General features: G+C 60.4%; 22 protein-coding genes. 3 read left to right on the top strand and 19 right to left on the bottom strand.

What is annotated here, in order from left to right; translation table 11 throughout:
• Positions 1 to 50: 50 nt before the first annotated feature.
• Positions 51 to 2,195, bottom strand: a complete 2,145-nt coding sequence (locus ACLD1Y_RS13195) for a 3-hydroxyacyl-CoA dehydrogenase NAD-binding domain-containing protein (RefSeq protein ID WP_429478388.1) — start codon at positions 2,193 to 2,195, stop codon at positions 51 to 53.
• Between the two features lie 16 nt (positions 2,196 to 2,211).
• The gene (locus ACLD1Y_RS13200) at positions 2,212 to 3,417 is read right to left on the bottom strand and encodes an acetyl-CoA C-acetyltransferase (RefSeq protein ID WP_429478389.1); all 1,206 of its coding nucleotides are present in this window, start codon (positions 3,415 to 3,417) and stop codon (positions 2,212 to 2,214) included.
• A 645-nt stretch (positions 3,418 to 4,062) separates the two neighbouring features.
• Here ACLD1Y_RS13200 and ACLD1Y_RS13205 point away from each other — a divergent pair.
• Positions 4,063 to 4,869, top strand: coding sequence for a c-type cytochrome (locus ACLD1Y_RS13205; protein ID WP_429478390.1), 807 nt, complete (start codon positions 4,063 to 4,065; stop codon positions 4,867 to 4,869).
• Between the two features lie 128 nt (positions 4,870 to 4,997).
• Here the strand turns inward: ACLD1Y_RS13205 and ACLD1Y_RS13210 are convergent, their stop codons facing one another.
• From ACLD1Y_RS13210 to ACLD1Y_RS13275, 14 genes are all read right to left on the bottom strand, one after another.
• The gene (locus ACLD1Y_RS13210; protein WP_429478391.1) at positions 4,998 to 5,801 is read right to left on the bottom strand and encodes a transglutaminase family protein; all 804 of its coding nucleotides are present in this window, start codon (positions 5,799 to 5,801) and stop codon (positions 4,998 to 5,000) included.
• Positions 5,798 to 6,748 (bottom strand): alpha-E domain-containing protein, encoded by a 951-nt coding sequence (locus ACLD1Y_RS13215; protein ID WP_429478392.1) that lies wholly within the window; start codon positions 6,746 to 6,748, stop codon positions 5,798 to 5,800. Before ACLD1Y_RS13215 ends, ACLD1Y_RS13210 begins: the two co-directional genes overlap by 4 nt.
• 5 nt (positions 6,749 to 6,753) lie before the next feature.
• Positions 6,754 to 8,163: a circularly permuted type 2 ATP-grasp protein gene (locus tag ACLD1Y_RS13220; RefSeq protein ID WP_429478393.1), complete on the bottom strand. Its 1,410-nt coding sequence runs from the start codon at positions 8,161 to 8,163 to the stop codon at positions 6,754 to 6,756.
• A gap of 399 nt (positions 8,164 to 8,562) precedes the next feature.
• Complete coding sequence (locus tag ACLD1Y_RS13225; RefSeq protein WP_015885395.1) at positions 8,563 to 8,904, bottom strand: ribonuclease E inhibitor RraB; 342 nt, start codon at positions 8,902 to 8,904, stop codon at positions 8,563 to 8,565.
• Between the two features lie 213 nt (positions 8,905 to 9,117).
• Positions 9,118 to 9,378 carry a hypothetical protein gene (locus ACLD1Y_RS13230; RefSeq protein WP_429478394.1) on the bottom strand — a complete coding sequence of 87 codons (261 nt, stop codon included), beginning with the start codon at positions 9,376 to 9,378 and terminating at the stop codon, positions 9,118 to 9,120.
• A 79-nt stretch (positions 9,379 to 9,457) separates the two neighbouring features.
• On the bottom strand, positions 9,458 to 10,063 hold the full coding sequence (locus ACLD1Y_RS13235; protein WP_429478395.1) for an START domain-containing protein: 606 nt from the start codon (positions 10,061 to 10,063) through the stop codon (positions 9,458 to 9,460).
• Positions 10,064 to 10,104: 41 nt separating this feature from the next.
• Positions 10,105 to 10,359: a YkgJ family cysteine cluster protein gene (locus tag ACLD1Y_RS13240; protein WP_429478396.1), complete on the bottom strand. Its 255-nt coding sequence runs from the start codon at positions 10,357 to 10,359 to the stop codon at positions 10,105 to 10,107.
• Between the two features lie 162 nt (positions 10,360 to 10,521).
• The gene (locus ACLD1Y_RS13245; RefSeq protein ID WP_429478397.1) at positions 10,522 to 10,989 is read right to left on the bottom strand and encodes a translation initiation factor 2; all 468 of its coding nucleotides are present in this window, start codon (positions 10,987 to 10,989) and stop codon (positions 10,522 to 10,524) included.
• Positions 10,990 to 11,093: 104 nt separating this feature from the next.
• Positions 11,094 to 12,533, bottom strand: a complete 1,440-nt coding sequence (locus tag ACLD1Y_RS13250; protein ID WP_017739249.1) for a PLP-dependent aminotransferase family protein — start codon at positions 12,531 to 12,533, stop codon at positions 11,094 to 11,096.
• A 190-nt stretch (positions 12,534 to 12,723) separates the two neighbouring features.
• Positions 12,724 to 13,539: an OmpA family protein gene (locus tag ACLD1Y_RS13255; RefSeq protein WP_429478398.1), complete on the bottom strand. Its 816-nt coding sequence runs from the start codon at positions 13,537 to 13,539 to the stop codon at positions 12,724 to 12,726.
• Entirely contained in the window at positions 13,536 to 13,898 is a 363-nt protein-coding gene (locus ACLD1Y_RS13260) for a DUF4398 domain-containing protein (RefSeq protein WP_429478399.1), read from the bottom strand. Before ACLD1Y_RS13260 ends, ACLD1Y_RS13255 begins: the two co-directional genes overlap by 4 nt.
• A 9-nt stretch (positions 13,899 to 13,907) precedes the next feature.
• Positions 13,908 to 14,723 carry a substrate-binding periplasmic protein gene (locus ACLD1Y_RS13265; RefSeq protein ID WP_429478400.1) on the bottom strand — a complete coding sequence of 272 codons (816 nt, stop codon included), beginning with the start codon at positions 14,721 to 14,723 and terminating at the stop codon, positions 13,908 to 13,910.
• A gap of 84 nt (positions 14,724 to 14,807) precedes the next feature.
• Entirely contained in the window at positions 14,808 to 15,737 is a 930-nt protein-coding gene (locus ACLD1Y_RS13270) for an electron transfer flavoprotein subunit alpha/FixB family protein (protein WP_429478401.1), read from the bottom strand.
• Positions 15,738 to 15,739: 2 nt separating this feature from the next.
• Positions 15,740 to 16,489 (bottom strand): electron transfer flavoprotein subunit beta/FixA family protein, encoded by a 750-nt coding sequence (locus tag ACLD1Y_RS13275; protein WP_017138339.1) that lies wholly within the window; start codon positions 16,487 to 16,489, stop codon positions 15,740 to 15,742.
• 505 nt (positions 16,490 to 16,994) lie between these two features.
• Here ACLD1Y_RS13275 and ACLD1Y_RS13280 point away from each other — a divergent pair.
• Positions 16,995 to 18,659: an electron transfer flavoprotein-ubiquinone oxidoreductase gene (locus tag ACLD1Y_RS13280; RefSeq protein WP_429478402.1), complete on the top strand. Its 1,665-nt coding sequence runs from the start codon at positions 16,995 to 16,997 to the stop codon at positions 18,657 to 18,659.
• Between the two features lie 174 nt (positions 18,660 to 18,833).
• On the opposite strand, the gene ACLD1Y_RS13285 is transcribed toward ACLD1Y_RS13280, so the two are convergent.
• Positions 18,834 to 19,727 carry an AraC family transcriptional regulator N-terminal domain-containing protein gene (locus ACLD1Y_RS13285; protein WP_429478403.1) on the bottom strand — a complete coding sequence of 298 codons (894 nt, stop codon included), beginning with the start codon at positions 19,725 to 19,727 and terminating at the stop codon, positions 18,834 to 18,836.
• Positions 19,728 to 19,908: 181 nt separating this feature from the next.
• Between ACLD1Y_RS13285 and ACLD1Y_RS13290 the strand changes: the two genes are divergently transcribed.
• Positions 19,909 to 20,961 (top strand): NAD(P)-dependent alcohol dehydrogenase, encoded by a 1,053-nt coding sequence (locus ACLD1Y_RS13290; protein WP_429478404.1) that lies wholly within the window; start codon positions 19,909 to 19,911, stop codon positions 20,959 to 20,961.
• Here the strand turns inward: ACLD1Y_RS13290 and ACLD1Y_RS13295 are convergent, their stop codons facing one another.
• Entirely contained in the window at positions 20,962 to 21,765 is an 804-nt protein-coding gene (locus tag ACLD1Y_RS13295; protein ID WP_429478405.1) for an IclR family transcriptional regulator, read from the bottom strand.
• Positions 21,766 to 21,847: 82 nt separating this feature from the next.
• Entirely contained in the window at positions 21,848 to 22,813 is a 966-nt protein-coding gene (araH, locus tag ACLD1Y_RS13300) for an L-arabinose ABC transporter permease AraH (RefSeq protein WP_429478406.1), read from the bottom strand.
• Position 22,814 lies beyond the last annotated feature (1 nt).

Below are 22,814 nucleotides of genomic sequence, written 5' to 3' on the forward strand. Positions count from 1 at the left end.
CCTGCCTTGAAATACCCCTCCAAGGCAAGCCCTGCCAGTGTGCCTATTCGCTAGAAACTAGCACCCTGCGCGGCTTTTTCCAGCAACAACGACGGCGGCGCAAACCGCTCACCATACTGCTCAGCCAAATACCGAGCCCGCGCGATAAAGTCGTTCAAGCCGTACTGGTTGATGAACTGCAACGCGCCACCACTCCACGCGGCAAAGCCGATACCGAAGATAGAACCGATATTGGCATCCGCGGTGGACCTCAACACGCCCTCCTCCACACACCGCACGGTCTCGATGGCCTGGATAAACAGCAAACGGTCGCGCACATCCTGTGGTGAGATCCGTTGATCGGGCCGTTCAAAACGGTTTTTCAGCTCAGGCCACAGGTGTTTCTGCCCACCTACGGGATAGTCGTAGAAGCCACCGCCCGCCGCCTTGCCCGTGCGCGTGTATTCGTTCACTAACAGATTGATCACCTGCGTCGCAGGATGGGTAGGCAGCGCCTTACCTTCCGCCTGCAGATCCTTGGCGGTTTGTTGTCGGATATGGCTCATCAGGCTGAGGGACACTTCATCCGACACCGCCAACGGCCCCACCGGCATGCCGGCCTTGCGCGCTTCGGTCTCGATCATCGGCGCGGCCACGCCTTCGCCGAGCATGGCGATGCCTTCGTGGGTGAAGGTGCCGAACACCCGCGAGGTAAAGAAGCCGCGACTGTCGTTGACCACAATCGGGGTTTTCTTGATTTGCAGTACGAAATCGAAACCCCGGGCGAGGGTTTCGTCTGAGGTGTGGGCGCCCTTGATGATCTCGACCAGCAGCATCTTGTCCACCGGGCTGAAGAAATGCAGGCCGATGAACTTGGCTTGATCGGGCACGGCCTCGGCCAATCCACTGATGGGCAAGGTCGAGGTGTTGGAGGCGATCACCACATCGGCGCCGACCACGCGTTGAGCGGCAGCAGAGACCTTGGCCTTAAGCGCTCGGTCTTCAAACACCGCTTCAATAACCAGGTCGCAGCCGGCCAGGTCGGCATCGATGGCCGTAGGATGAATCCGCGCCAGGACGTTTTCCCGCAGCTCGGCGGTCAATTGCCCACGGCTGACCTTCTTGTCCAGCAGCGCTGCCGAATGCGCCTTGCCCTTCTCGGCCGCCGCCAGGTTGATGTCCTTGAGCACCACCTCGATGCCTGCACTGGCGCTGACATAGGCAATACCTGCGCCCATCATGCCGGCCCCGAGCACGCCGACTTTGCGCGTGACATAGGGCGTAAAGCCTTGCGGGCGCGAGCTGCCGGCGTTGATCTCATTGAGCTGGAACCAGAAGGTGCCGATCATGTTTTTCGCCACCTGCCCCGTCACCAATTCGGTGAAGTAACGGGTTTCGATCAGGTGTGCGGTGTCAAAGTCTACTTGGGCGCCCTCGACGGCGGCACAGAGGATTTTCTCAGGCGCAGGAAAACAGCCGTTGGTTTTGCTACGCAGGATCGACGGCGCAATGGCGAGCATCTGTGCAACTTTCGGGTTGGACGGCGTGCCGCCGGGGATCTGGTAGCCCTTGTTGTCCCACGGCTGCCTGGCCTCGGGGTTAGCCAGGACCCATGCCCGGGCCTTGGCCAGCAACTCATCGCGATCCGCCGCCAGCGCGTTGATCAAACCCGCTTGCAATGCCTGTTGCGGCCGTACCTTCTTGCCTTCGAGCAAATACGGCAAGGCCTTTTCCAGCCCCAGCATGCGCACCATACGCACCACCCCGCCACCGCCGGGCAACAGGCCCAGGGTCACTTCCGGCAAGCCCAGTTGCACCGATTTATCGTCCAATGCGATCCGGTAGTGGCACGCCAGGCAAATCTCCCAACCGCCGCCCAGCGCGGCACCATTGATGGCCGCGACCACCGGCTTGCCGAGGGTTTCCAGGCGGCGTAGTTGCGCCTTCAACACGCACACGCTGGCGTAGAAATCCTTGGCTTGGGCCTTGTCGACCTTGATCAGTTCATTGAGGTCGCCGCCGGCAAAAAACGTGTTCTTCGCCGAGGTGATCACCACGCCGGCAATGCGGTCCTTTTCCACTTCCAGGCGCGCCACCGTGGCGGCCATGGCTTCGCGATACACGCCGTTCATGGTGTTGGCACTTTGGCCGGGCATGTCGAGGGTCAGCACCACGATCTGGTCCTGGCCTTTTTCGTAACGAATGGCTTGGGTCATGACAAATTCCTTGGGCTCAGAGGCGTTCAATGATCGTGGCGATACCCATCCCACCGCCCACACACAGGGTGGCCAGGCCGTAGCGCTGTTGGCGCGCCTCCAGTTCATCGAGCAGGGTGCCGAGAATCGCGCAACCGGTGGCGCCTAGCGGGTGGCCCATGGCGATGGAGCCGCCGTTGACGTTGACTCGCCCGGCGTCGATGCCCATGTCCTTGATGAACTTGAGTACCACCGAGGCAAACGCTTCGTTGACTTCAAACAGGTCGATGTCCTCGACCCGCAGGCCAGCCTTGACCAAGGCCTTGCGCGTAGCGGGTGCGGGGCCGGTGAGCATAATGGTCGGGTCGGTGCTGGTCACCGCGGTGGCAACAATGCGTGCCCGCGGTTGCAAGCCCAGCTCGCGCCCTTTGGCCTCGGAACCGATCAACATCAGCGCCGCACCGTCGACGATCCCGGAGCTATTGCCCGGCGTGTGCACATGGTGGATACGCTCCACATGGCTGTAGACCCGCAACGCGGTCGCGTCGAAGCCCATCTGCCCCATCATTTCAAAGCTCGGCTTGAGCTTGCCCAGGCCCTCCAGGGTGGAGTCAGCGCGGATGAACTCGTCGTGGTCCAGCAGCACGATGCCGTTCTGGTCCTGCACCGCGATCAGCGATTTGTTGAAGGAACCGTCTGTACGGGCTCTGGCGGCTTTCTGCTGGGAATGTAGGGCGAAGGCGTCGACGTCCTCGCGGGTGAAGCCTTCCAGGGTGGCGATCAAGTCCGCACCAATACCCTGAGGCGTGAAGTGGCTGTGCAGATTGGTCTGCGGGTCGAGCACCCAGGCGCCGCCATCACTGCCCATGGGCACGCGGGACATGGACTCAACGCCCCCGACCACCACCAGGTCTTCAAAACCGGAGCGCACTTTCATAGCGCCCAGGTTCACCGCCTCCAGGCCCGAGGCGCAGAAGCGGTTGATTTGTACGCCGGCAACGCTGATGTCCCAGTCCGCCACCAACGCGGCAGTCTTGGCGATGTCGGCGCCTTGGTCGCCTATGGGCGTGACGCAGCCGAGGACGACGTCATCGACCTGCTGGGTATCCAAATCGCTACGCCGCGCCAGCGCCGTGAGTAAACCGGCCACCAGGTTGACCGGTTTGACGCTGTGCAAGGCACCGTCAGCCTTGCCTTTGCCACGGGGCGTGCGTATCGCATCAAAGATCAAAGCTTGGGTCATGACGTCCTCGAACCGCAGTGCAGGTGTGCCCCTACCTTAGGCCCGATTGACACGGTTTCAATGACGGATGCGCTCATTGCTTTTGACCCCCTCGCTCGGACGAACGGTAGGCACTCCACGCTGCCGACGGATTAATCGTTTTAGCTGTCTAGCCAAGGGTCTGGCGCCAAGATGGCGTTAGGCCTCATGCCGTTTTTAGCGCGAATACTGATTACTTGATATGAAATGGATCTAAGCCACGCAGAACGAGGGCTCTAAGGTTGAATCAGTAGGAAGCTGCTGCCGGGTTTTGCTGGAGTAGCCGTAAGAAAAATGTCACGTCACACCGCGATACTGAAATTGACCGGCACGCATTTGACGCTCAGGAATAACAACAAAAGGCAGTCAGCCATGTTCAAACACACGAAAGTACGTCAGGCGGGACTTATTCTGTTCGCCACCACACTGATTCTGATCTTGCCCAATTTAACCAAGGTTATTGGGTGACCCTTTACCCCTCACAATCCGTGCACACACAGCACCAGAATTGCAGTTTTTGGCAGCACCTGCCGGGACATTGCGCATAGCGGTCCTGCAGGGGCTGCCTTTTTGCGTGCAAATTTCCGGTATCGTGAGCCCCATCGCCACTTTGCATCGGGCCCGCCCTTGAAATCGATCCTCGCCCTCCTCGCCTTGCTGATCACCCTGCCTGCCTCGGCGGCGCAACTGACCATCGAGCTGGACCACACCAGCAAGACCTGGCAGACCTTTGATCTGCTCAAACACCCGGATGCGCAAACAGTGCAGATTGTTGACGACGTGTCCTACAAGCGCAGCATGACTTATCGCGCCGTACCGTTGGCAGTGCTCCTACAGGGGCTTAAGCCAGAGAGTCATCTGCAAGCTGTTGCCCTGGATGGGTTTGCTGCCGAACTCACGGCTGCACCTTTGTTGGAAAAAACCGGCGCCCGCGCCTGGCTGGCGGTGGAAGACCCGACGCACCCATGGCCTGCGTTGGCGGATGGCAAGCCCGGCGCCGGGCCGTTTTACCTGGTATGGACCGACCCGCAGGCCGGGCATATCAGCCCGGAACAGTGGCCCTTCCAGATCTCGGGGATCAAGCAATTGAAGACCGTGGCCGAGCGCTTTCCCGCGCTGTTGCCCGACCCGAAGCTGGCGGCCAATGATCCGGTGAACCAGGGTTTTGCGTTGTTCCAGAAGAACTGCCTGGCTTGCCACAGGCTCAATGGCGCCGGGGATGCGCAGGTGGGGCCGGACCTGAATATTCCCTACAACCCCACTGAGTATTTCGGCGGGGATTTCCTCAAGCGGTATATCCGTGATCCTCAGAGTCTGCGGCACTGGCCGCAGGCGAAGATGCCGGCATTTGCTGCCGGTGTGTTGCCAGACAATGAGCTGGATTTGTTGGTGGGGTATTTGCGGCATATGACGGGGCGTAAACAACAGCCTTGAGCCCGCAGCAAATCGACTGTGGGGCGGGCTTGCTCGCGAAGGCGGGGGGTCAGATATGAATCGGGGGACTGACACACCGCCTTCGCGAGCAAGCCCGCTCCCACAGGGGATCTGCTGCGTTTTGGGGATTATTGCTGCTGCACGGAAATCACCGGCGTCGGCGCCACAAACACCTTGGCATGCATCTGCTCGTGCCCGCCGCCACGGCGCATGCCGCGTACCGGGCAGGCGTCGAGGTAATCCAAGCCTACCGCCAGCTTCAAATGCCGCTCCGGCCGTGCCAGCTGGTTGGTCACGTCAAAGCTGTACCAGGCGTCATCCAGCCAGGCTTCGGCCCAGGCGTGGCTGGCCAGGTGTGCGCTGTCTTCGCTGTACAAATACCCTGACACATAACGCGCCGGAATCCCCAGGCTGCGGGCGCAGGCCAGGAATGCGTGGGTGTGGTCCTGGCACACACCCGCACGGCCAGCGAAGGCCTCGGCGGCGCTGGTGTCGACTTCGGTGGCGCCCGGGGTGTAGATCATCGCTTGGTTGAGGGCGTGCATCAGGTCGATCAACGCCGTGCGGTCGCGACGTTGATGGCAATGTTGCTCAGCAAACCCACGCAGGGCGTCATCCGGTTCAGTCAAACGCGTGCTGCGCAAGAACGGAAACGCCGATTGGCTTTCGTGCTCGGCCTCGCGCAACTCGTCAATATCCACCTGGCCACGGGCACCGATGATGATGGCGTCATGGGGTTCGTCCAGGGTCAGCACATGCAGGATATTGCCAAACGGGTCCACCTGGGCGCGCACCGGGCGTGGCAGGTCGAGTTGCCAGCTCAGGACATGCTGGCGCTCGCTGTCGTGAGGCGTGAGGCGCAGGTACTGGATGCTGGCGCGCACCTGGTCGTCGTAGTGGTAGGTGGTTTCGTGGCTGATGGAGAGTCTCATGCGGCCTCCAGGTAGGAACTGTAGATGGCGTCGCCCAACTGGCGCACCAAGGGGATGAAGTCGGTCAGCCAGGCGTGCAGGCCTTCCTCAAGGATTTCGTCGATCGCAGTAAAGCGCAGGCGCGCATCCATCTCGGCGGCCAGGCGTTGGGCCGGGCGGCCGTTAAGGCCGGGCAGGCTGGCGAGAATCTGGTCGATCTCTTCGCTGCAGGCCCGCAGTGAACGCGGCACATCGGCGCGCAACAGCAGTAATTCGGCGACTTGCCGGGCGCCCGGTGCATCGCGGTAGATCTCGGTGTAGGCCTCGAACGACGACAGTGCCCGCAGCAAGGCGCTCCACTGATAGTAGGCGTGGGCCGTGCCATCGGTGACGGCTTCGGCACGGTCGCCGGCCATTTCATAGCGGGCGTCCAGCAGGCGCAGGGTGTTGTCGGCGCGTTCGATAAACGTGCCCAGGCGAATGAAACGGAACGCATCGTTGCGCATGATGGTGCCGTAGGTGGCGCCGCGAAACAGGTGCGAACGCTCCTTGACCCACTCACAAAACCGGCTCATGCCGTAGCGGCTCAGGCCCTGCTGGGCGATATCACGAATATCCAGCCAGGTAGCGTTGATGTTTTCCCACATGTCGGCGGTAATCCGCCCACGTACCGCATGGGCGCTGGCCCGCGCAGCACCGAGGCAACTGTAGATGCTGGCCGGGTTGGCGGCGTCCAGGGCGAAGAAGTGCAGCAGGCGTTCGGCGTGCAGTTCGCCATGGCGCTCGTGGTAATCATCCAGGGTGCCGGTGATCAGCAGCGGCATGGCCAGTTCATGCAGGCCATCGCCGTGCCCATCCTGGGGCATCAGCGACAGCGAATAGCTGACGTCGAGCATGCGCGCGAGGTTTTCCGCGCGTTCCAAATAGCGCGACATCCAATACAAATCCGAGGCAGTTCTACTCAACATGGCATTCAGTCCTCTACCACCCAGGTGTCTTTGGTGCCGCCGCCCTGGGACGAGTTGACCACCAACGAGCCCTCGCGCAGCGCCACGCGGGTCAAGCCGCCAGGTACGACGCGGGTTTCCTTGCCGGACAACACGAACGGGCGCAGGTCGATATGGCGTGGCGCGATGCCGTTTTCGACAAAGGTCGGGCAGGTGGACAAACACAGGGTCGGCTGGGCGATATAGGCGTGGGGCTTGGCCTTGATACGTGCACGGAAAGCTTCGATCTCGGCCGCCGTGGACGCCGGGCCCACCAACATGCCGTAGCCGCCGGAGCCCTGGGTTTCCTTCACTACCAGGTCTGGCAGGTTGGCCAGGACGTGGGACAGTTCGTCGGGCTTACGGCATTGGAAGGTAGGAACGTTCTTCAGGATCGGCTCTTCATCCAGGTAAAAACGGATCATCTCGGTGACGAAGGGGTACACCGACTTGTCATCCGCCACCCCAGTGCCGATGGCGTTGGCCAATACGACGTTGCCGCAGCGATAGGCTGCGAGCAGGCCGGGCACGCCGAGCATGGAGTCGGGGTTGAACGCCAGCGGATCGAGGAAGGCGTCATCCAGCCGTCGGTAGATCACATCCACCGCTTTGGGGCCGTCGGTGGTGCGCATGAATACGCGGTCGTCGCGCACGAACAGGTCGGCACCTTCCACTAACTCCACGCCCATCTCCCGGGCCAGGAACGCATGCTCGAAGAACGCACTGTTGAAGCGGCCAGGGGTCAGCACCACCACGCTGGGGTTATCCAGCGGGCTGGAGCTTTTGAGGGTGTCGAGCAACAGGTTGGGGTAGTGGTCGATCGGTGCGATGCGCTGGGCGGCGAACAGTTCAGGGAACAGGCGCATCATCATCTTGCGGTCTTCGAGCATGTAGCTGACGCCGCTCGGTGTACGCAGGTTGTCTTCCAGCACGTAGTAGGTGCCGTCGCCATCGCGTACGAGATCGACCCCGGAGATGTGGGAATACAGGTCACGGTGCAGGTCCAGGCCCTGCATTGCCAACTGATATTGCTCGTTGGCCAGCACCTGTTCGGCGGGAATGATCCCGGCCTTGATGATGCGTTGTTCGTGGTAGAGGTCGGCGAGAAACATATTCAGCGCCTTGACCCGTTGAATGCAGCCACGCTCCACGATCCGCCACTCGCTGGCCGGAATACTGCGCGGGATGGTGTCGAAGGGAATCAGGCGCTCGGTGCCTTGGTCGTCGCCATACAACGTGAAGGTGATCCCGGCGCGGTGAAACAGCAAATCGGCTTCACGCCGGCGCTGGGCCAGTAACTCGACTGGGGTTTCGGCCAACCAGCGGGCGAACTCGCGGTAATGGGGGCGGACCTGCCCTGCCCCATCGTACATTTCATCGTAATAAGTGCGGATCATGCCGAACTCCTTGTCACCCGGACGCAAGAACCATCGCAAGGCCCGTGCCAGCGGCATAAACACTTAAGAATCAGTGAGTTGAATAAAAACGAGGATCTGACCGCACCGTCCTGGTGCGCAGAATGCCCGCCGACCTGTCACGCGCGTCATCGTAATGCGGGCTTTGACTATCAACAGCATAGCCAGAGTTGATTTCACTGCCCGGCCCAGCCTGCGGATAATCGCCCCCATCAGCTGAACTGCTCCTTCAGCGCTACGCTCTTCCCTTTAGGCCACCCTCGTCGGTGGCTTTTTTTTTGGTGCATAAAAGTGGCGCGCAAGTTCCGAATACTTTTCCCACGGCACAAACAAAAACGGCCGACCCGAAGGCCAGCCGATATACGGTGTTTCTCATTTGCGCTACATGGGTAAACCACGCACCTCCTGCTTGACGCCCCACCCCTCGATGATCCCGCCCAGCGGCTCGACCACCGCCTCAAAGTCTTGCTCGAAGTCTCCTATGCCGTCGTAGGTGGCGAACATGATCTTGCTCAGTTCCAGGTACCAGGCGCCGTCGTCCCGCGCACTCACCTGGGCATTCAGGGATTCCCCGCGAAACTCACCCGCAGCCCTGCGCGCCCGTTCCTCATCCGGGAAAATGGCGTAGAACTCGATGGGGTGAAAACGTGAGAAGTCGAAGCCGCCTTCTTTCATGCGGCGCAGAACGTTGGTGCTGATGTCTTCTTGATAGGCTGTGCTCATGAAAAGTGCTCCTCTAACCGATGGATAGACTTTCCGTGCTTCCTGAAGCCCACGCCTGACCGGCGTGGGTACCACGGCAATAGCGTCACCGCAGGAAAACAAGCATGTAGCTGACAAGACCAGACCTTAGCGATTCATTCGCTGATCTCGATTGCAGAGTAGCGCGAAGCTTTCACCTCCACCAGCGGCGCATTACAGGCAGACAGGGAATGTTCAGGCGGCGGGTTCAACCTTGAGACCTTTGATACTGTTCTGGTCGTTCAGGCTTTTTTCTGCGGGATTAGGAACCCGATCAGGCAGATCGATGATATCCAGATTCGCCAAAACCGGAGATACGCGTGTACGCACCAACTGTGCGGCCTCTTCCAACGTGGGTTCGTGCTCCAAGTCGAATTGCTCGACTTCCGGCTCACCACGATCATTTATGAAAGAAACATTCCACTTTGGCATCGGTGCCTCCTCGATAAAACCCATGTGTGGGCTTACCTCTATCTGGACCTTGAGGGTTCGCCAAACGTTCCACTCAAGGCCGGAGGCACCGGATCAGCTGCGTTTACTTCTCAGCGTGTTCCTTGAGGGCTTTCAAGGTGTTGAACGGTGCGTCCACCACGAACTTGTTGGCCAACCACGATGGCACGCTGCCGCCTGGCTCGGTGTGCACTTGGTAAGTGACTTCGGTGAGGTTGTCGCCCTTGGGTACCAGTTTCCAGGAGCCTTCGACCTGGGCAACCCGGACGTAGCCTTTTTCTTCAGGTTTGTAGGTCGGCACACCCTGCAAGGTGCGGGTGACGCTGCCGTCGGCATTTTTGGTGGTGGTGACATGGATATAAGAGTCACGATCCGTCACCGGGAACGGCGCCTTGAACTGGGTATACGTCCACGCCTCATCGCCCTTTTTGTCGATGAGTTTTTGCGATTTGCATTCATGAATCCAGACGCAGGCACCGGCCACGTCTTCTTGCAAGGCCTGGATCTTGGCTACAGGCGCCTTGATCGTGGTGACGCCGCGATACGCCTTGTACTTGGAGCCGGCCACTTCGCTCAAGGAGACCTTGATCCCGTCTTCATCCTTGGCGACCTGCCAATCCTCAGCCTGGGCAGTGGCAGCAAACAACACTGTAAAACCGCACAACACAGCCATTCGTTTCAGCGAACCCATTGTTGTATTCCTTATTGTTGAAGTTCCGATAGTAAAGCCCATCAAGCCGCCGTCATCTGCTCCCACCAGCCGATCAAGCGGATAGCATCGGCCTGGTCGGTGCCGCAGACCTCGATATCTGCCTTGAAATCACTGCACACCGCCGGTCGCTCCGGCTGCCCGAACAGCAGGCACAGCTGTTCGACCGACAGGTGCAGGCAGCGTTCGCCTGCGGGTTTGCCATGGGGCATTCCCGGTAGGGGCGAACTGATGGAGGGGGCGATGCAGCAGGCGCCACAGCCTTCACGGCAATTCATGACCAGCAGGTCCTCGACGACTCAATGTGGATGGCCGGGCTAGAGTACGCCCTTAAACAGCCGTTTTAAAATGGTCTAACAGGGGTTTTTCGCAGAAAACAAACGTGACCGACCAGTCTCCGACACGTGGTCAGAACGCGACGTCACGTTTGTGGGAAAAGTTTACTGTTTGAACTCGAATTCCAGCGCTGCGCCTTCCACATCACGCCGTTCTTCATTGCGCAGTTGCAGTTTCATCTCATTGCTGAGCAAGCGGCCGTTGATCTGGAACGCACTGTTGTCTGCGGGCTTTTCGCCAAACATCGGCGGCAGCAAGGGCACGCTTTTGGGCTTGGGTACGGTGCCAAGGGGTTGCAAGTGCCTGACCATGTCGGACGGCAGGGACAGGTCCAACTGTGCCGGTGGCAGTTTGGTTTGTGCCACCTCATTGGACGACTTGGTGGCTGCCCGCGTGCGTTTTTTCACCGGAGTGGCTTTTTTCTTCGCTGCAGGGGCTTTTTTTGCGGATGTGGTGGGCTGGGTGCTGGCCGCCTGCTTGTCCCGCGTCACAGGCGATGCAGCCAGCACGGTGCTGACGTTACACAGGCTTAACAGGCCAATCACCAAGACAGCGCGAAAAATAGAGGTCATATCGCCAACAGCATTAACGGCAGAGGGCCATATGCTCGCTTGTTGTGCGCGGCATGACAAGCGTGGTGATTAGCCAGCTATCGGACTTGTCCCCATTCCCGGGCTCAAAAACCCGCTGCGGTTTCCTGGCACAACTGGCTGGCCAGCATCCCCAGCGTCATCAGCGCCCGCTCTGCCTCGCGGTTCCACGGCGTGCCGCAGTTGAGGCGGATGCAGTGGTTGAACTGCTCGGTGTTACTGAAAATCAACCCTGGCGCAATGCTGATGCCCTGTTGCAGCGCGCGTACGTGCAGTTCCTGGGTATTGACCCGCCCCGGCAAACTGACCCACAAGATGAAGCCACCACTGGGGCGGGTCATCTGGGTGCCTTCGGGGAAATATTGCTGCACCGCCAACTGGAACGCGTTGAGGTTCTTGCGATACTCCTGGCGGATGTAGCGCAGGTGTCGGTCGTAGCCGCCGTTCTCCAGGTACGCCGCGACGCCCATCTGGGTCACGCTGCACGCCGAATGGGTGCTGAACATCTGCAGGCGCTGGATCTCCTGCTGGTACTTGCCGGCGATCATCCAACCGATGCGCACGCCGGGGGACAACGTCTTGGAGAAACTGGAGCAATAGATGACCCGGTCCAGGCGATCGTAGGCCTTGAGGGCTTTGGTGCGGCCGACTTCAAACATGAGTTCGCCGTAGATATCGTCCTCGACGATCTGGATATCGAAATCCGAGGCCAGGCGCAGCAACTGTTTTTGCCGCTCTTCGGGCATGGTGCCGCCCAGGGGGTTGCTCAGGCGCGTGGTCAACACCAGGGCCTTGATCGACCACTGGTTGGCCGCCAGTTGCAGGGCTTCCAGGCTCATGCCGGACGCGGGGTCGCTGGGGATCTCGATGACTTTGAGGCCAAGCAAGTCCGCCAATTGCAGCAAACCGTAGTAGGTCGGTGATTCGGCGGCGATCAGGTCGCCGGGACGGGTGAGTACCCGCAACGACATCTGCAAGGCGTCAACACAACCGTGGGTGATCACCACTTCGGAAGGGTCCACCACCACGCCCGCATCGCGCATGCGGATCGCCACTTGGCGGCGCAGCGGCTCGAAACCGGGGCTGAACATGTAACTGAACGCCCGCGGGCTCTGAAAGCGCGTGACCTTGGCCAATTGCTGGTGCAAAGCGCGCACCGGCAAGTAGTCCACGCTCGGCACGGCCGCGCCCAACGGGAACACGCCTTCGCGGCGCGATTCGACCAAGACCTGCTGGATGATGCTGCTGCGGGTGACCAACCCGGGGCGCTCGACCCGCGCAATATCTGGCGTTGGCGCCGTGAGTGCCGGCGTCTGGTGCACGTAGTAGCCGGACTGCGGCCGTGCGCGGATCAGCCCCTGGTCTTCCAGGTTGGCGTAGGCCTGCAATACCGTGGCATGGCTCACATTGAGCTGGGAACTCATCTTGCGCACCGAAGGCACACGCTCCCCCGGTTGATAGACACCGCGCCGGATATCCTCAGCCAGTTGCTGGGCGATACGTTGGTAAAGCAACAGATTGGTCATGACGCAGCACTCGATTTCACGGGTATTTTATTTTTGTGTGAAACATACCGGCACAGTTTAGAAGTGTACGGGGACAGTTCACACAATAGTCGAGCGCGGGCGGGAGTGACAGTAAAAACTGTGAGGATGTACACCAAACAACTGTGGGAGCGGGCTTGCTCGCTCCCACAGTTTTATCTGTGCCAGACGCCTACCGAGCAGCGCCTAGCTGACCTTTTTCGTCAGAAAACACAATCTCCACCCGACGGTTCTGCGCCCTGCCCCGCTCGGAAGCATTGGCCTCCACCGGGTACTGGTCGCCATAGCCTTCGACCTGGATGCGTTTCTCATCGATGCCCAGGTCTACCAATACATCGGCCACCGACTGCGCACGGTCACGGGACAGTTTGAGGTTTTCCTGCTCACCGCCAGTGTTGTCGGCATAACCCTCGATACGCACGATGCGCTTGGGGTTCAGTTGCAGGAACTGCACAATTTTCAGCACGGTACGGTTGGCCGAGTTTTTCAGCTCTGCTTCCCCTGTGTCGAACAGCACGTCACCCAAGGTCATCACCAGGCCACGATCCGTCTGGGTGGTGGCCAGGCTGGCGATCTGTTCTTCGAGCCATTTGCCCTGTTGCTGCACGCTGACCAGCTTGTTTTCACGCAAGGCCAGTTGCAGGCGCTGGCGCTCCAGTTCGAGCTTGGTGCCGCGTTCGGCATTCAGTGCCTGCTCGGTGTGTTCACGGGCGATGGCGCTGTAGCGCTGGCTCAGGTAAGCGTAATGCGCCACATCGGCGCCGCTGCCCCAGTACGTAGACAGGCGGTCGGCGCGAGCCAGCGATTCACCGGCGCGGATCACGTCCTTGGGTGCAAAACGCAGCACGTTGGCGTCTTCCTTGACCTTCTGGAAGTCATTGCCAGCCTGTTGCAACGCCACTTCGCTGTCAGGATGACTGGCGCAACCGCCCAGCACGGCAGAACCCAACAGCAGCGCACAGCTCAAACCACGGATCAGCGGGCTCATTGGGCTTCCCCCAACTGCAATTGCTTGCGCAGGCGCGTGATACGGGTGTTAAGCACGTTCAACTGCTCCTGGCTCTTGCGGGTCAGTACTTTGGCCTCGGCCAGGCGCGCATCCAGTTCGGCTTGCTCGGCGCGCATGCGCGCGTTCTTGTAGGACTCGTCGGCCATGCTGCCCTGGGCGCGGGCAAATTTGGTTTCGGCCAGTTTCAATTCTGGCGATTCATCCGCGTTGGCGCCTACGGCACTGGCTTGTTCCAAGGCTTGCTGGGTGAGGCGCATTTGTTCATTCGGCGCAGGATCGGTGGCACATCCGGCCAGAGCGACAACGGCGAGGGCCGCGAAAAGAGGTCGAATAATCACTGAAAATCCTTACTTTGCTGGGGTGCCAACGGGTTGCTGCAATTGCGCTTTCCAGCGTTCCAGATTGCTCTGCAACGCGGCTTGTGCCACACCGGAGGCGGACAATTCTGTCATCTTTTTGGCGAGCTGTCCGCGCAGCCACGGATCATTGCAGGCGGAGTTGTGGGAAATGGCCAGGTACAGGCCGGGCTGATCGACAGGTACTTCGCGGGCGACCAGGTCGTTGCTCATCCCCAGCGTCTGGGCCATGGCCATGCCGGAATAACGCCCGGCGAGCACGTAGTCCACTTCACCCAACAACAATTTCTGGAACGCCGGGGTGAGGTTCGGCAGGCGCTGCAAGGTGAGTTGCTGGGTGGCGAAGGTTTCAAAGTCGGCACTCAAGCGTGCGCGCTCAGACACTGCCCCCTTGTGGCCATGCAGGTCGGCGGCCGTGGAATAGGCCAGGGTTGAATCCTTGCGCGTCCACACCAGGTAATCGAGCTGTACCAACGCAGGGTGAATGTAATCCAGGGTTTCCAGCTCGCCCAGATTCAGCGGTGCATCGGCGAGGATGTCCATGCGCCCGCTACGCACTTCGTCCAGGGCCAGGGAGCGCTTGCCGCCGTAGAGCAGGTCGATTTTCAGGCCGAGGTCCTTGCCCACTTGTTGCAACACATCAGCACTGGCGCCGATCAGGCGCGTGGGATCTTGCGGGTCGCGCCAGAGCATGGGCGGTGCGTCCGGGCTGCCTGTGATCACCAGGCGCTCGCATTTGCCGGCAGCCAGCGCCAGGCCTGGCAGCAGCGTGAGGCCCAGCAGTACGGTCCAGCGGCGCAATTCCATGAGGAAGCTCTCCGTTTTTTAAAAAGTGGGCTCAAAAAAAACCCGGTCACAAGGACCGGGCTCTTTATAAGTGAAGCGGCTGGATTAGACCAGCTTCTCCAACTCGGGGACGGCTTCGAACAAGTCCGCCACCAGGCCGTAATCAGCCACCTGGAAGATCGGTGCTTCTTCGTCCTTGTTGATCGCAACGATCACTTTGGAGTCTTTCATACCGGCCAAGTGCTGGATCGCGCCGGAGATACCGACGGCGATGTACAGCTGTGGCGCAACGATTTTACCGGTCTGGCCGACCTGCATGTCGTTGGGTACGAAACCTGCGTCAACGGCTGCGCGAGAAGCGCCCACCGCAGCGCCCAGCTTGTCGGCCAGGGCGTACAGGTGTTTGAAGTTGTCACCGTTCTGCATGCCACGGCCGCCGGAAACGACGATCTTGGCAGCGGTCAGCTCAGGGCGATCCGACTTGGCCAGCTCTTCGCCAACAAAGCTGGAGGTGCCAGCGTTGTGGGCAGCAGCAACGGCTTCAACGGCAGCCGAACCACCTTCAGCGGCAACCGGGTCGAAACCGGTGGCACGCACGGTGATGACTTTTACCGAAGCAGTCGATTGCACGGTGGCAATGGCGTTACCGGCGTAGATCGGGCGCTTGAAGGTGTCGGCGCTTTCAACCGAAACGATCTCGGAGATCTGGTCAACGTCCAGCTGCGCGGCAACGCGTGGCAGGATGTTTTTGCCGTTGGAGGTAGCGGCAGCCAGGATATGGCTGTAGCCAGCGCCGAGCTCTGCAATCAGAGGAGCGACGTTTTCCGGCAGCTGGTGAGCGTACGCGGCGTTGTCGGCCAGCAGTACCTTGCTCACGCCAGCGATTTTCGCGGCGGCTTCAGCCACTGCGGCTGCGCCCTGGCCTGCGACCAGTACGTGGATGTCGCCACCGATTTTAGCGGCAGCGGCCACGGTGTTCAGGGTGGCCGGGGCCAGCGCCTTGTTATCGTGTTCTGCGATTACCAAGATAGTCATGGTTAGATTACCTTCGCTTCGTTTTTCAGTTTCTCGACCAGTTCAGCCACCGACTTGACCTTGATGCCCGCGCTGCGTGCAGCCGGTGCTTCAACTTTTACCGTCTTGTTGGTGGAGGCGGTGGAAACGCCCAAAGCTTCTGGAGTGACCGACTCAAGCGGCTTCTTCTTGGCTTTCATGATGTTTGGCAGGGACGCGTAGCGCGGCTCGTTCAAACGCAGGTCGGTGGTGACGATGGCCGGCAGTTTCAGGGAAACGGTCTGGGCGCCGCCGTCGATTTCACGGGTCACAGCCACGCTGTCGCCGCTCACTTCAACCTTGGAAGCGAAGGTGCCCTGGCCGTAACCGGTCAGTGCAGCCAGCATCTGGCCGGTCTGGTTGTTGTCGCTGTCGATGGCTTGTTTGCCGAGGATCACCAACTGAGGCTGTTCCTTGTCAACAACGGCCTTGAGCAGCTTGGCCACGGCCAGGGAGGTCAGGTCTTCGGCGGACTCGACCAGGATGGCGCGGTCGGCACCCAATGCCAGGGCGGTACGCAGCTGCTCTTGGGCAGTGGTAGGACCGATGGAAACCACGACGATTTCAGTCGCCACGCCTTTCTCTTTCAGGCGTACGGCTTCTTCCACAGCGATTTCGCAGAAAGGGTTCATCGACATCTTGACGTTAGCAAGGTCGACGCCGGAATTGTCCGCCTTGACGCGAACTTTCACGTTGTAATCGACAACGCGTTTGACAGCTACAAGAACCTTCATGGATTCCTCGTTACTCTCCGGTGAAAAGAAAGTCGCCTAGGCGAACCTGGCGGTTGATGCTCATCGGCACACAAGGGCACCTCCAAAAACGCAGGCAGCGACCTTGCTCACGGGAAATGATGACCGTTCGTCAGTGGTGACTGAGAGGTCATTCTTTATCGCAGCGTGTAAACTGCGCGCCCTGGTTTGGGCGCGCGTCACCTGTCTTGCTTTTGGACGTGCTCTTGAAACCTGCTGTCTGCCTACGGTAAGCGCAAAACCGACCGTATATTGACCGGAACACCTATTCTGGTCAATACGGCAAAATAGCCAGTCATAAGCCGCGTTGCTTTGATTTACCTAGCCTGCGGGCAATTCAAACAAACGTTTGTATTGGACGCTAGCAGTGGTCTATATATAATGCGCCACCTAGAGAGAAAGGTGGGTCGGGCCTTGGCGCCAGACGACACCAAACCTCCACCCCATTAGAAAAAAAGCCTGTTGAGCCTTGAGTAGGAGATAACCTGTGGAACGCGAATACATGGAATTCGACGTGGTCATCGTCGGCGCTGGCCCGGCGGGCCTGTCTGCCGCCTGCCGACTGAAGCAGAAGGCCGCCGAAGCCGGTAAGGAAATCAGCGTCTGCGTGGTCGAGAAAGGCTCCGAAGTCGGTGCGCACATCCTGTCCGGTGCGGTGTTTGAACCCCGCGCCCTGAACGAACTGTTCCCGGACTGGAAAGCACTCGGCGCCCCGCTCAACACCCCCGTGGTGCGCGATGACATCTATGTACTGCGCAGCCCGCAAGCCTCCACCAAGGTTCCAGACTTCTTTGTGCCCAAGACCATGCACAACGAAGGCAACTACATTATCTCCCTGGGCAACCTGTGCCGCTGGCTGGCCCAGCAGGCCGAGAACCTGGGCGTGGAAGTCTACCCAGGCTTCGCCGCCCAGGAAGCGCTGTTCGATGAAAACGGCGTGGTGCGCGGGATCATCACCGGCGACCTCGGCGTCGACCGCGAAGGCCATCCAAAAGAAGGCGTGTACACCCCCGGCATGGAACTGCGTGGCAAGTACACGCTGTTCGCCGAAGGTTGCCGCGGCCATATCGGCAAGCAACTGATCCAGCGCTTCAACCTGGACAGCGACGCCGACGCCCAGCACTACGGCATCGGCCTCAAGGAAATCTGGGAAATCGACCCGGCCAAGCACCAACCTGGCTTGGTGGTGCACACCGCCGGTTGGCCGCTGGACATCATGAGCGCCGAGAACACCGGTGGCTCGTTCCTCTATCACCTGGAGAACAACCAGGTGGTCGTGGGCCTGATCGTCGACCTGTCCTACAGCAACACCTTCCTGTCGCCGTTCGATGAATTCCAGCGCCTCAAGCACCACCCGGTGCTGGCCCAGTACCTGGAAGGCGGCAAGCGCATCAGCTACGGCGCCCGTGCCATCTGCAAGGGCGGCCTGAACTCGCTGCCGAAGATGGTGTTCAACGGTGGCGCGCTGATCGGTTGCGACCTCGGCACCCTGAACTTCGCCAAGATCAAGGGCAGCCACACCGCCATGAAGTCCGGCATGCTCGCCGCCGATGCGGTGGCCGACCGCCTGTTTGCCGACTCCGAAGGCGGTGATGAACTGACCGCTTACGTCGACAGTTTCAAATCCAGCTGGCTCTACGAAGAACTGTTCGCCAGCCGTAACTTCGGCCCGGCGATGCACAAGTTCGGCCCGATCATCGGCGCCGGCTTCAACTGGTTCGACCAGAACATCCTCGGCGGCAAGATGCCGTTCACCTTGCACGACACCAAGCCTGACTACGCCTGCTTGAAGCTCGCCAAGGACAGCAAGAAAATCGATTACCCCAAGCCCGACGGCAAGCTGAGTTTCGACAAGCTGAGCTCGGTGTTCCTCTCCAGCACCAACCATGAAGAAGAGCAGCCGTGCCACTTGAAGTTGAAAGACCCGAGCATCCCGATCGGCACCAACCTGCCGCTCTACGATGAACCGGCGCAGCGCTATTGCCCGGCCGGCGTGTATGAGGTGATCACCCAGGAAGACGGCGCCAAGCGCTTCCAGATCAACGCGCAGAACTGCGTGCACTGCAAGACCTGTGACATCAAGGACCCTTCGCAGAACATCACCTGGGTGACGCCGGAAGGCGCGGGTGGGCCGACTTACCCGAATATGTAAACCAAAAAAAGGCTCCCAAATGGGAGCCTTTTTTATAACTGACACAACGCGGTCAAAATGTGGGAGCGGGCTTGCTCGCGAATGCGGTGTGTCAGTCAAAGGTGTTTTAACTGACCCGCCGCATTCGCGAGCAAGCCCGCTCCCACAGTTTTGAACCCATTGTGTCAGGGAGATCTATGCCGCCCGCTCTTCGCCGGGGTTGCGCTCAAAGTAGCGCTTATATTCACGACTGAACTGCGACGTACTCTGATACCCCACGCTATGCGCCGCCTGCGCCACGCCCATGCCGTCCACCAACAGCAACTGCTGGGCCTTCAACAACCGCAGACGTTTCAGATACTGCACCGGCGACAACAAGGTGCAGCGCTTGAAATGCTCATGAAAGGTCGATGCACTCATGTGCGCATACCCGGCCAACGTCTCGATGTTCAGCGGCTCGGCGTAATGGGCATGCAGGTGATTCAACGACGTGGCAATCCGCGAAAACTGCCCCTGCTGTTCCACCAAGGCACGCAACACATCCGCCTGCGGCCCACGCAATGCGCAGAACAACAATTCACGCACCCGCGCCGGGCCCATGATCCGGCTTTCCAGCGGATCGTGCAGGCACAGCAACAGCCGCTCCACGCAGCCGCGCATGGCGTCATCGAGCACCACCGAGCTCATCGACTCCAGCGTCTGCGCCGTCGGCGGCGGCCCGGCCTGAATACCCATGGCCATCACCAATTCGCCCAACACCACGCGGTCAATGCCCACCGTTACACCGTAGAGCGGCGCATCCGGCGCCATGGCAAACGTCTCGCACTCAAACGGCACCGGCATCGCCTGGATCAGGTAATGCCCGGCCCCGTACTCCAGCGTGCGCGGGCCGAGGTAGGCGAGTTTGCTGCCCTGGGCCACGAACATCAGGCTCGGCTCGTAGATCTGCGGCCCGCGCGCCACGTCGCAACTGGCGCGCAAGACTTTCACGCCGGGCAGATGAGTGGGTGAAAAACCGTCGCAGGGCGTAAGCCCCTCGATCAAGGACACCAGCGTGGCGTTGGCGTCGAGATGGCGGGTCAACAACATGGCAAAAAACTTCGCGAAAAAGGGATGAGAACATCATCGCAGGTCTGGCGGCACAAAAACCCAAACTCAGGGCACTGCCGGACGAATAGGCATGAGACTCGGAGCAATCACCATGGCCGCATCAGGGTCCGGCGCGGAGAATGCGCCGCCTCTCTTGTTATTGTTTTTGCGAGGTTCCGCCATGTACACCGCCATCGGTTATGCCGCCCAGTCGGCCACCACTCCCCTCGCCCCGATGTCCTTCCAGCGCCGTAGCCCACGGGTCGATGACGTGGCCATCGAGATCCTGTATTGCGGCGTGTGCCACTCCGACATCCACCAAGCGCGCAACGAATGGGGCATCGCCGTGTACCCGCTGATGCCGGGCCATGAGATTGTCGGCAAGGTCACCGCCGTCGGCGCCAACGTCACTGCGCACAAGGTCGGCGACCTGGTGGGGGTGGGCTGCATGGTGGATTCGTGCCGCCACTGCGACGCGTGCAAATCGGACCTTGAGCAATATTGCCTCGAAGGCCCAACCATGACCTACGCCACCCCGGACCGCATCGACGGCACCAATACCATGGGTGGCTACTCCGACAGCATCGTGGTCAGCGAGCACTTCGTGGTGAAGATCCCGGCCAAGCTCGACCTGGCCAGCGCCGCACCGATCCTGTGTGCCGGCGTGACCATGTACTCGCCGATCAAGCATTACGGCATCAAGGCTGGCGACAAAGTCGGCGTATTGGGCATGGGCGGCCTGGGCCACATGGGCATCAAGCTGGCCAAGGCGATTGGCGCCGAAGTCACGCTGTTCACCCGCTCCGCGAGCAAGGCCGAAGAAGGCCGTCGCCAGGGCGCCGACCATGTGATCGTGTCCACCGATGCCGAGCAGATGAAAGCCGCTGCCGGGCATTTCGACTTCCTGCTGGACACCATTCCGGTGCAGCACGACCTGAACCCCTACCTCGACGTGCTGCGCTTTGACGGCGTGCACATCCTGGTCGGCCTGATCGAGCCGGTGGACCCGCCGGTGAACGCCGCCAAGCTGATCATGGGCCGCAAGGTACTGGCCGGTTCCCTGATCGGCGGCATTGCAGAAACCCAGGAAGTCCTGGATTTCTGCGCCGAGCACGGCATCAGCTGCGACATCGAGATGCTCGATATCCGCAACATCAACGAAGCCTACAGCCGCATGATCGCAGGCGATGTGAAGTACCGCTTTGTCATCGACATGGCGACCCTGAAGGTCTGATCAGGCCTTCGCGCCCAACTCCGCTGACAGCCGCGCTGCGACCTGTTTGATCACAGGGATCAGCTCGGCCATTTTCTCCAGCGGCATGTAGGGCACGGTACTGGCGATGCTGATGCCTGCGACGATTCGTCGGCTGGCATCGCGCACCGGTGCCGCTACACAACGGATCGACGGTTCGTTGTCTTCCAGGTCGAACGCAAAGCCCCCCACCACGTATTCGTGCATGCGCTGCTCGAACTGCGCCCAGGACTGCTCCGGGTGTTGCGGCCACTGCTGGCTTTTGCCTGCGACCGGCTGGCTCACTTCGTACAGGCGCTGCCACTCCTGCACCGTGTCATCCAACAACAACGCCTTGCCGATCCCAGTGCGCGCCAGCGGCATGCGATGGCCGACCCGCGAGCGCATTTCCGGGCCGTTGCGGCCAGGGTTCTTGTGCAGGTAGAGCACGTCGTCGTATTCGCGAATGGCCAGGTGGATGGTGTCGCCGGTCAGCGCCGACAATTCATCCAGATACGGCACCGCCAGGGACACCAACGGCAGTTCTTCCCGCGCCTGGAAGCCCAGCTCGATCAACTTTGGCCCCAACAGGTAACCCACTTGCGGCACCACGCGCAGGTAGCGCTCGTCCACCAGGCAACTGGCCAGGCGGTGGGTGGTGCTGCGGGTGGTGCCGATGCGCTTGGCGATCTCTTTCAGATCCCGCGCGCCGGCCGCCACCGCCTGCACCACGCCCAGGCCACGCAGCAGGGTTTGGGTGCCGGTGGGGGCGGTTTCTTTGGCGGGGGATTGGGCGTTTTCCTGCATGTCGGGCCTATTGAGTGTGAAAGCGCGGGCATTATGGCAAATACCAACATTCAATACAGTGGAGATCCAAATGTGGCATGGCTTAGCGTTGTTTCATGCGGTCGATGATGACGGCCAATAGCAGGATCGAGCCGCGGATAACGTACTGATAGAACGTGTCGATGTTTTTGAGGTTCATCGCATTCTCAATAATCGCCAGAATCAACACCCCCGCAATCACATGCCGGATCATGCCGATCCCACCGCTCAACGACACCCCGCCCAGCACGCACGCGGAGATTACCGTCAGCTCAAACCCCTGCCCGATCATCGGCTGGCCCGAGGTCATGCGCGACGCAAGGATCACCCCGGCCAACGCGCCCACCAAACCGTGCACGGCAAAGATAATGATCTTGGTGCGATCAACGTTCACCCCCGCCAGCAACGCCGCTTCCTGGTTGCCGCCAATGGCCATGGTGTTGCGCCCGTAGGTGGTGTAGTTCAGCAGCCAGCCAAAGAACACAAAGCACAGCACGGTGATGATGATCGGCACCGGCACGCCCAGCAGCTGGCCGTTGCCGAACACGAAGAAGCGCTCGTCCATCACCCCCACCGCTTTGCCGTTGGAGAAGATATACGCCAGGCCCCGCACGATCTGCATGGTCGCCAACGTCGCGATCAACGCGTTGATGCGCAGCTTGGCGATGACGATGCCGTTGATCAGCCCCACCACCAGCCCCATGGCCAACGCCGCCGACACGCCGAGTACCACGCTGTCGGTGTCGCGAATCACAATGCCGGCCACCACCCCGGCACAGGCGATCACCGAGCCCACCGACAGGTCAAAATGCCCCGACGCCAAACAGAACAGCATGGTGCACGCGGCGATGCCCACGGTGGAAATCGCCAGGCCCAGGCCGCGCATGTTCAGCGGCGACAGGAAGTTGTCGATAAACAACGCGCTGAGCACAAAGATACCCAATGCCGCGAGCAACATGACCCAGTCATCGAGAAACTTGCGTTGGTTGAAACCCGGCCAGAAGCCCTTTGCCGTTTTTACCTGTGACATA

The sequence above is a fragment of the Pseudomonas sp. 18175 genome, from assembly GCF_050432925.1.
Taxonomy (GTDB): domain Bacteria; phylum Pseudomonadota; class Gammaproteobacteria; order Pseudomonadales; family Pseudomonadaceae; genus Aquipseudomonas.

Excerpts from the sequence above, each read along its gene's own strand:
- ACLD1Y_RS13290 (WP_429478404.1), top strand. The coding sequence starts at position 19,909 with ATGTACACCGCCATCGGTTATGCCGCCCAGTCGGCCACCACTCCCCTC.
- ACLD1Y_RS13235 (WP_429478395.1), bottom strand. The coding sequence starts at position 10,063 with ATGGGTTCGCTGAAACGAATGGCTGTGTTGTGCGGTTTTACAGTGTTG.
- ACLD1Y_RS13265 (WP_429478400.1), bottom strand. The coding sequence starts at position 14,723 with ATGGAATTGCGCCGCTGGACCGTACTGCTGGGCCTCACGCTGCTGCCA.
- ACLD1Y_RS13285 (WP_429478403.1), bottom strand. The coding sequence starts at position 19,727 with ATGTTGTTGACCCGCCATCTCGACGCCAACGCCACGCTGGTGTCCTTG.
- ACLD1Y_RS13220 (WP_429478393.1), bottom strand. The coding sequence starts at position 8,163 with ATGATCCGCACTTATTACGATGAAATGTACGATGGGGCAGGGCAGGTC.
- ACLD1Y_RS13255 (WP_429478398.1), bottom strand. The coding sequence starts at position 13,539 with ATGAGCCCGCTGATCCGTGGTTTGAGCTGTGCGCTGCTGTTGGGTTCT.
- ACLD1Y_RS13240 (WP_429478396.1), bottom strand. The coding sequence starts at position 10,359 with ATGAATTGCCGTGAAGGCTGTGGCGCCTGCTGCATCGCCCCCTCCATC.
- ACLD1Y_RS13225 (WP_015885395.1), bottom strand. The coding sequence starts at position 8,904 with ATGAGCACAGCCTATCAAGAAGACATCAGCACCAACGTTCTGCGCCGC.
- ACLD1Y_RS13295 (WP_429478405.1), bottom strand. The coding sequence starts at position 21,765 with ATGCAGGAAAACGCCCAATCCCCCGCCAAAGAAACCGCCCCCACCGGC.
- ACLD1Y_RS13270 (WP_429478401.1), bottom strand. The coding sequence starts at position 15,737 with ATGACTATCTTGGTAATCGCAGAACACGATAACAAGGCGCTGGCCCCG.
- ACLD1Y_RS13275 (WP_017138339.1), bottom strand. The coding sequence starts at position 16,489 with ATGAAGGTTCTTGTAGCTGTCAAACGCGTTGTCGATTACAACGTGAAA.
- ACLD1Y_RS13215 (WP_429478392.1), bottom strand. The coding sequence starts at position 6,748 with ATGTTGAGTAGAACTGCCTCGGATTTGTATTGGATGTCGCGCTATTTG.
- ACLD1Y_RS13200 (WP_429478389.1), bottom strand. The coding sequence starts at position 3,417 with ATGACCCAAGCTTTGATCTTTGATGCGATACGCACGCCCCGTGGCAAA.
- ACLD1Y_RS13245 (WP_429478397.1), bottom strand. The coding sequence starts at position 10,989 with ATGACCTCTATTTTTCGCGCTGTCTTGGTGATTGGCCTGTTAAGCCTG.
- araH (WP_429478406.1), bottom strand. The coding sequence starts at position 22,813 with ATGTCACAGGTAAAAACGGCAAAGGGCTTCTGGCCGGGTTTCAACCAA.
- ACLD1Y_RS13250 (WP_017739249.1), bottom strand. The coding sequence starts at position 12,533 with ATGACCAATCTGTTGCTTTACCAACGTATCGCCCAGCAACTGGCTGAG.
- ACLD1Y_RS13210 (WP_429478391.1), bottom strand. The coding sequence starts at position 5,801 with ATGAGACTCTCCATCAGCCACGAAACCACCTACCACTACGACGACCAG.
- ACLD1Y_RS13230 (WP_429478394.1), bottom strand. The coding sequence starts at position 9,378 with ATGGGTTTTATCGAGGAGGCACCGATGCCAAAGTGGAATGTTTCTTTC.
- ACLD1Y_RS13195 (WP_429478388.1), bottom strand. The coding sequence starts at position 2,195 with ATGACCCAAGCCATTCGTTACGAAAAAGGCCAGGACCAGATCGTGGTG.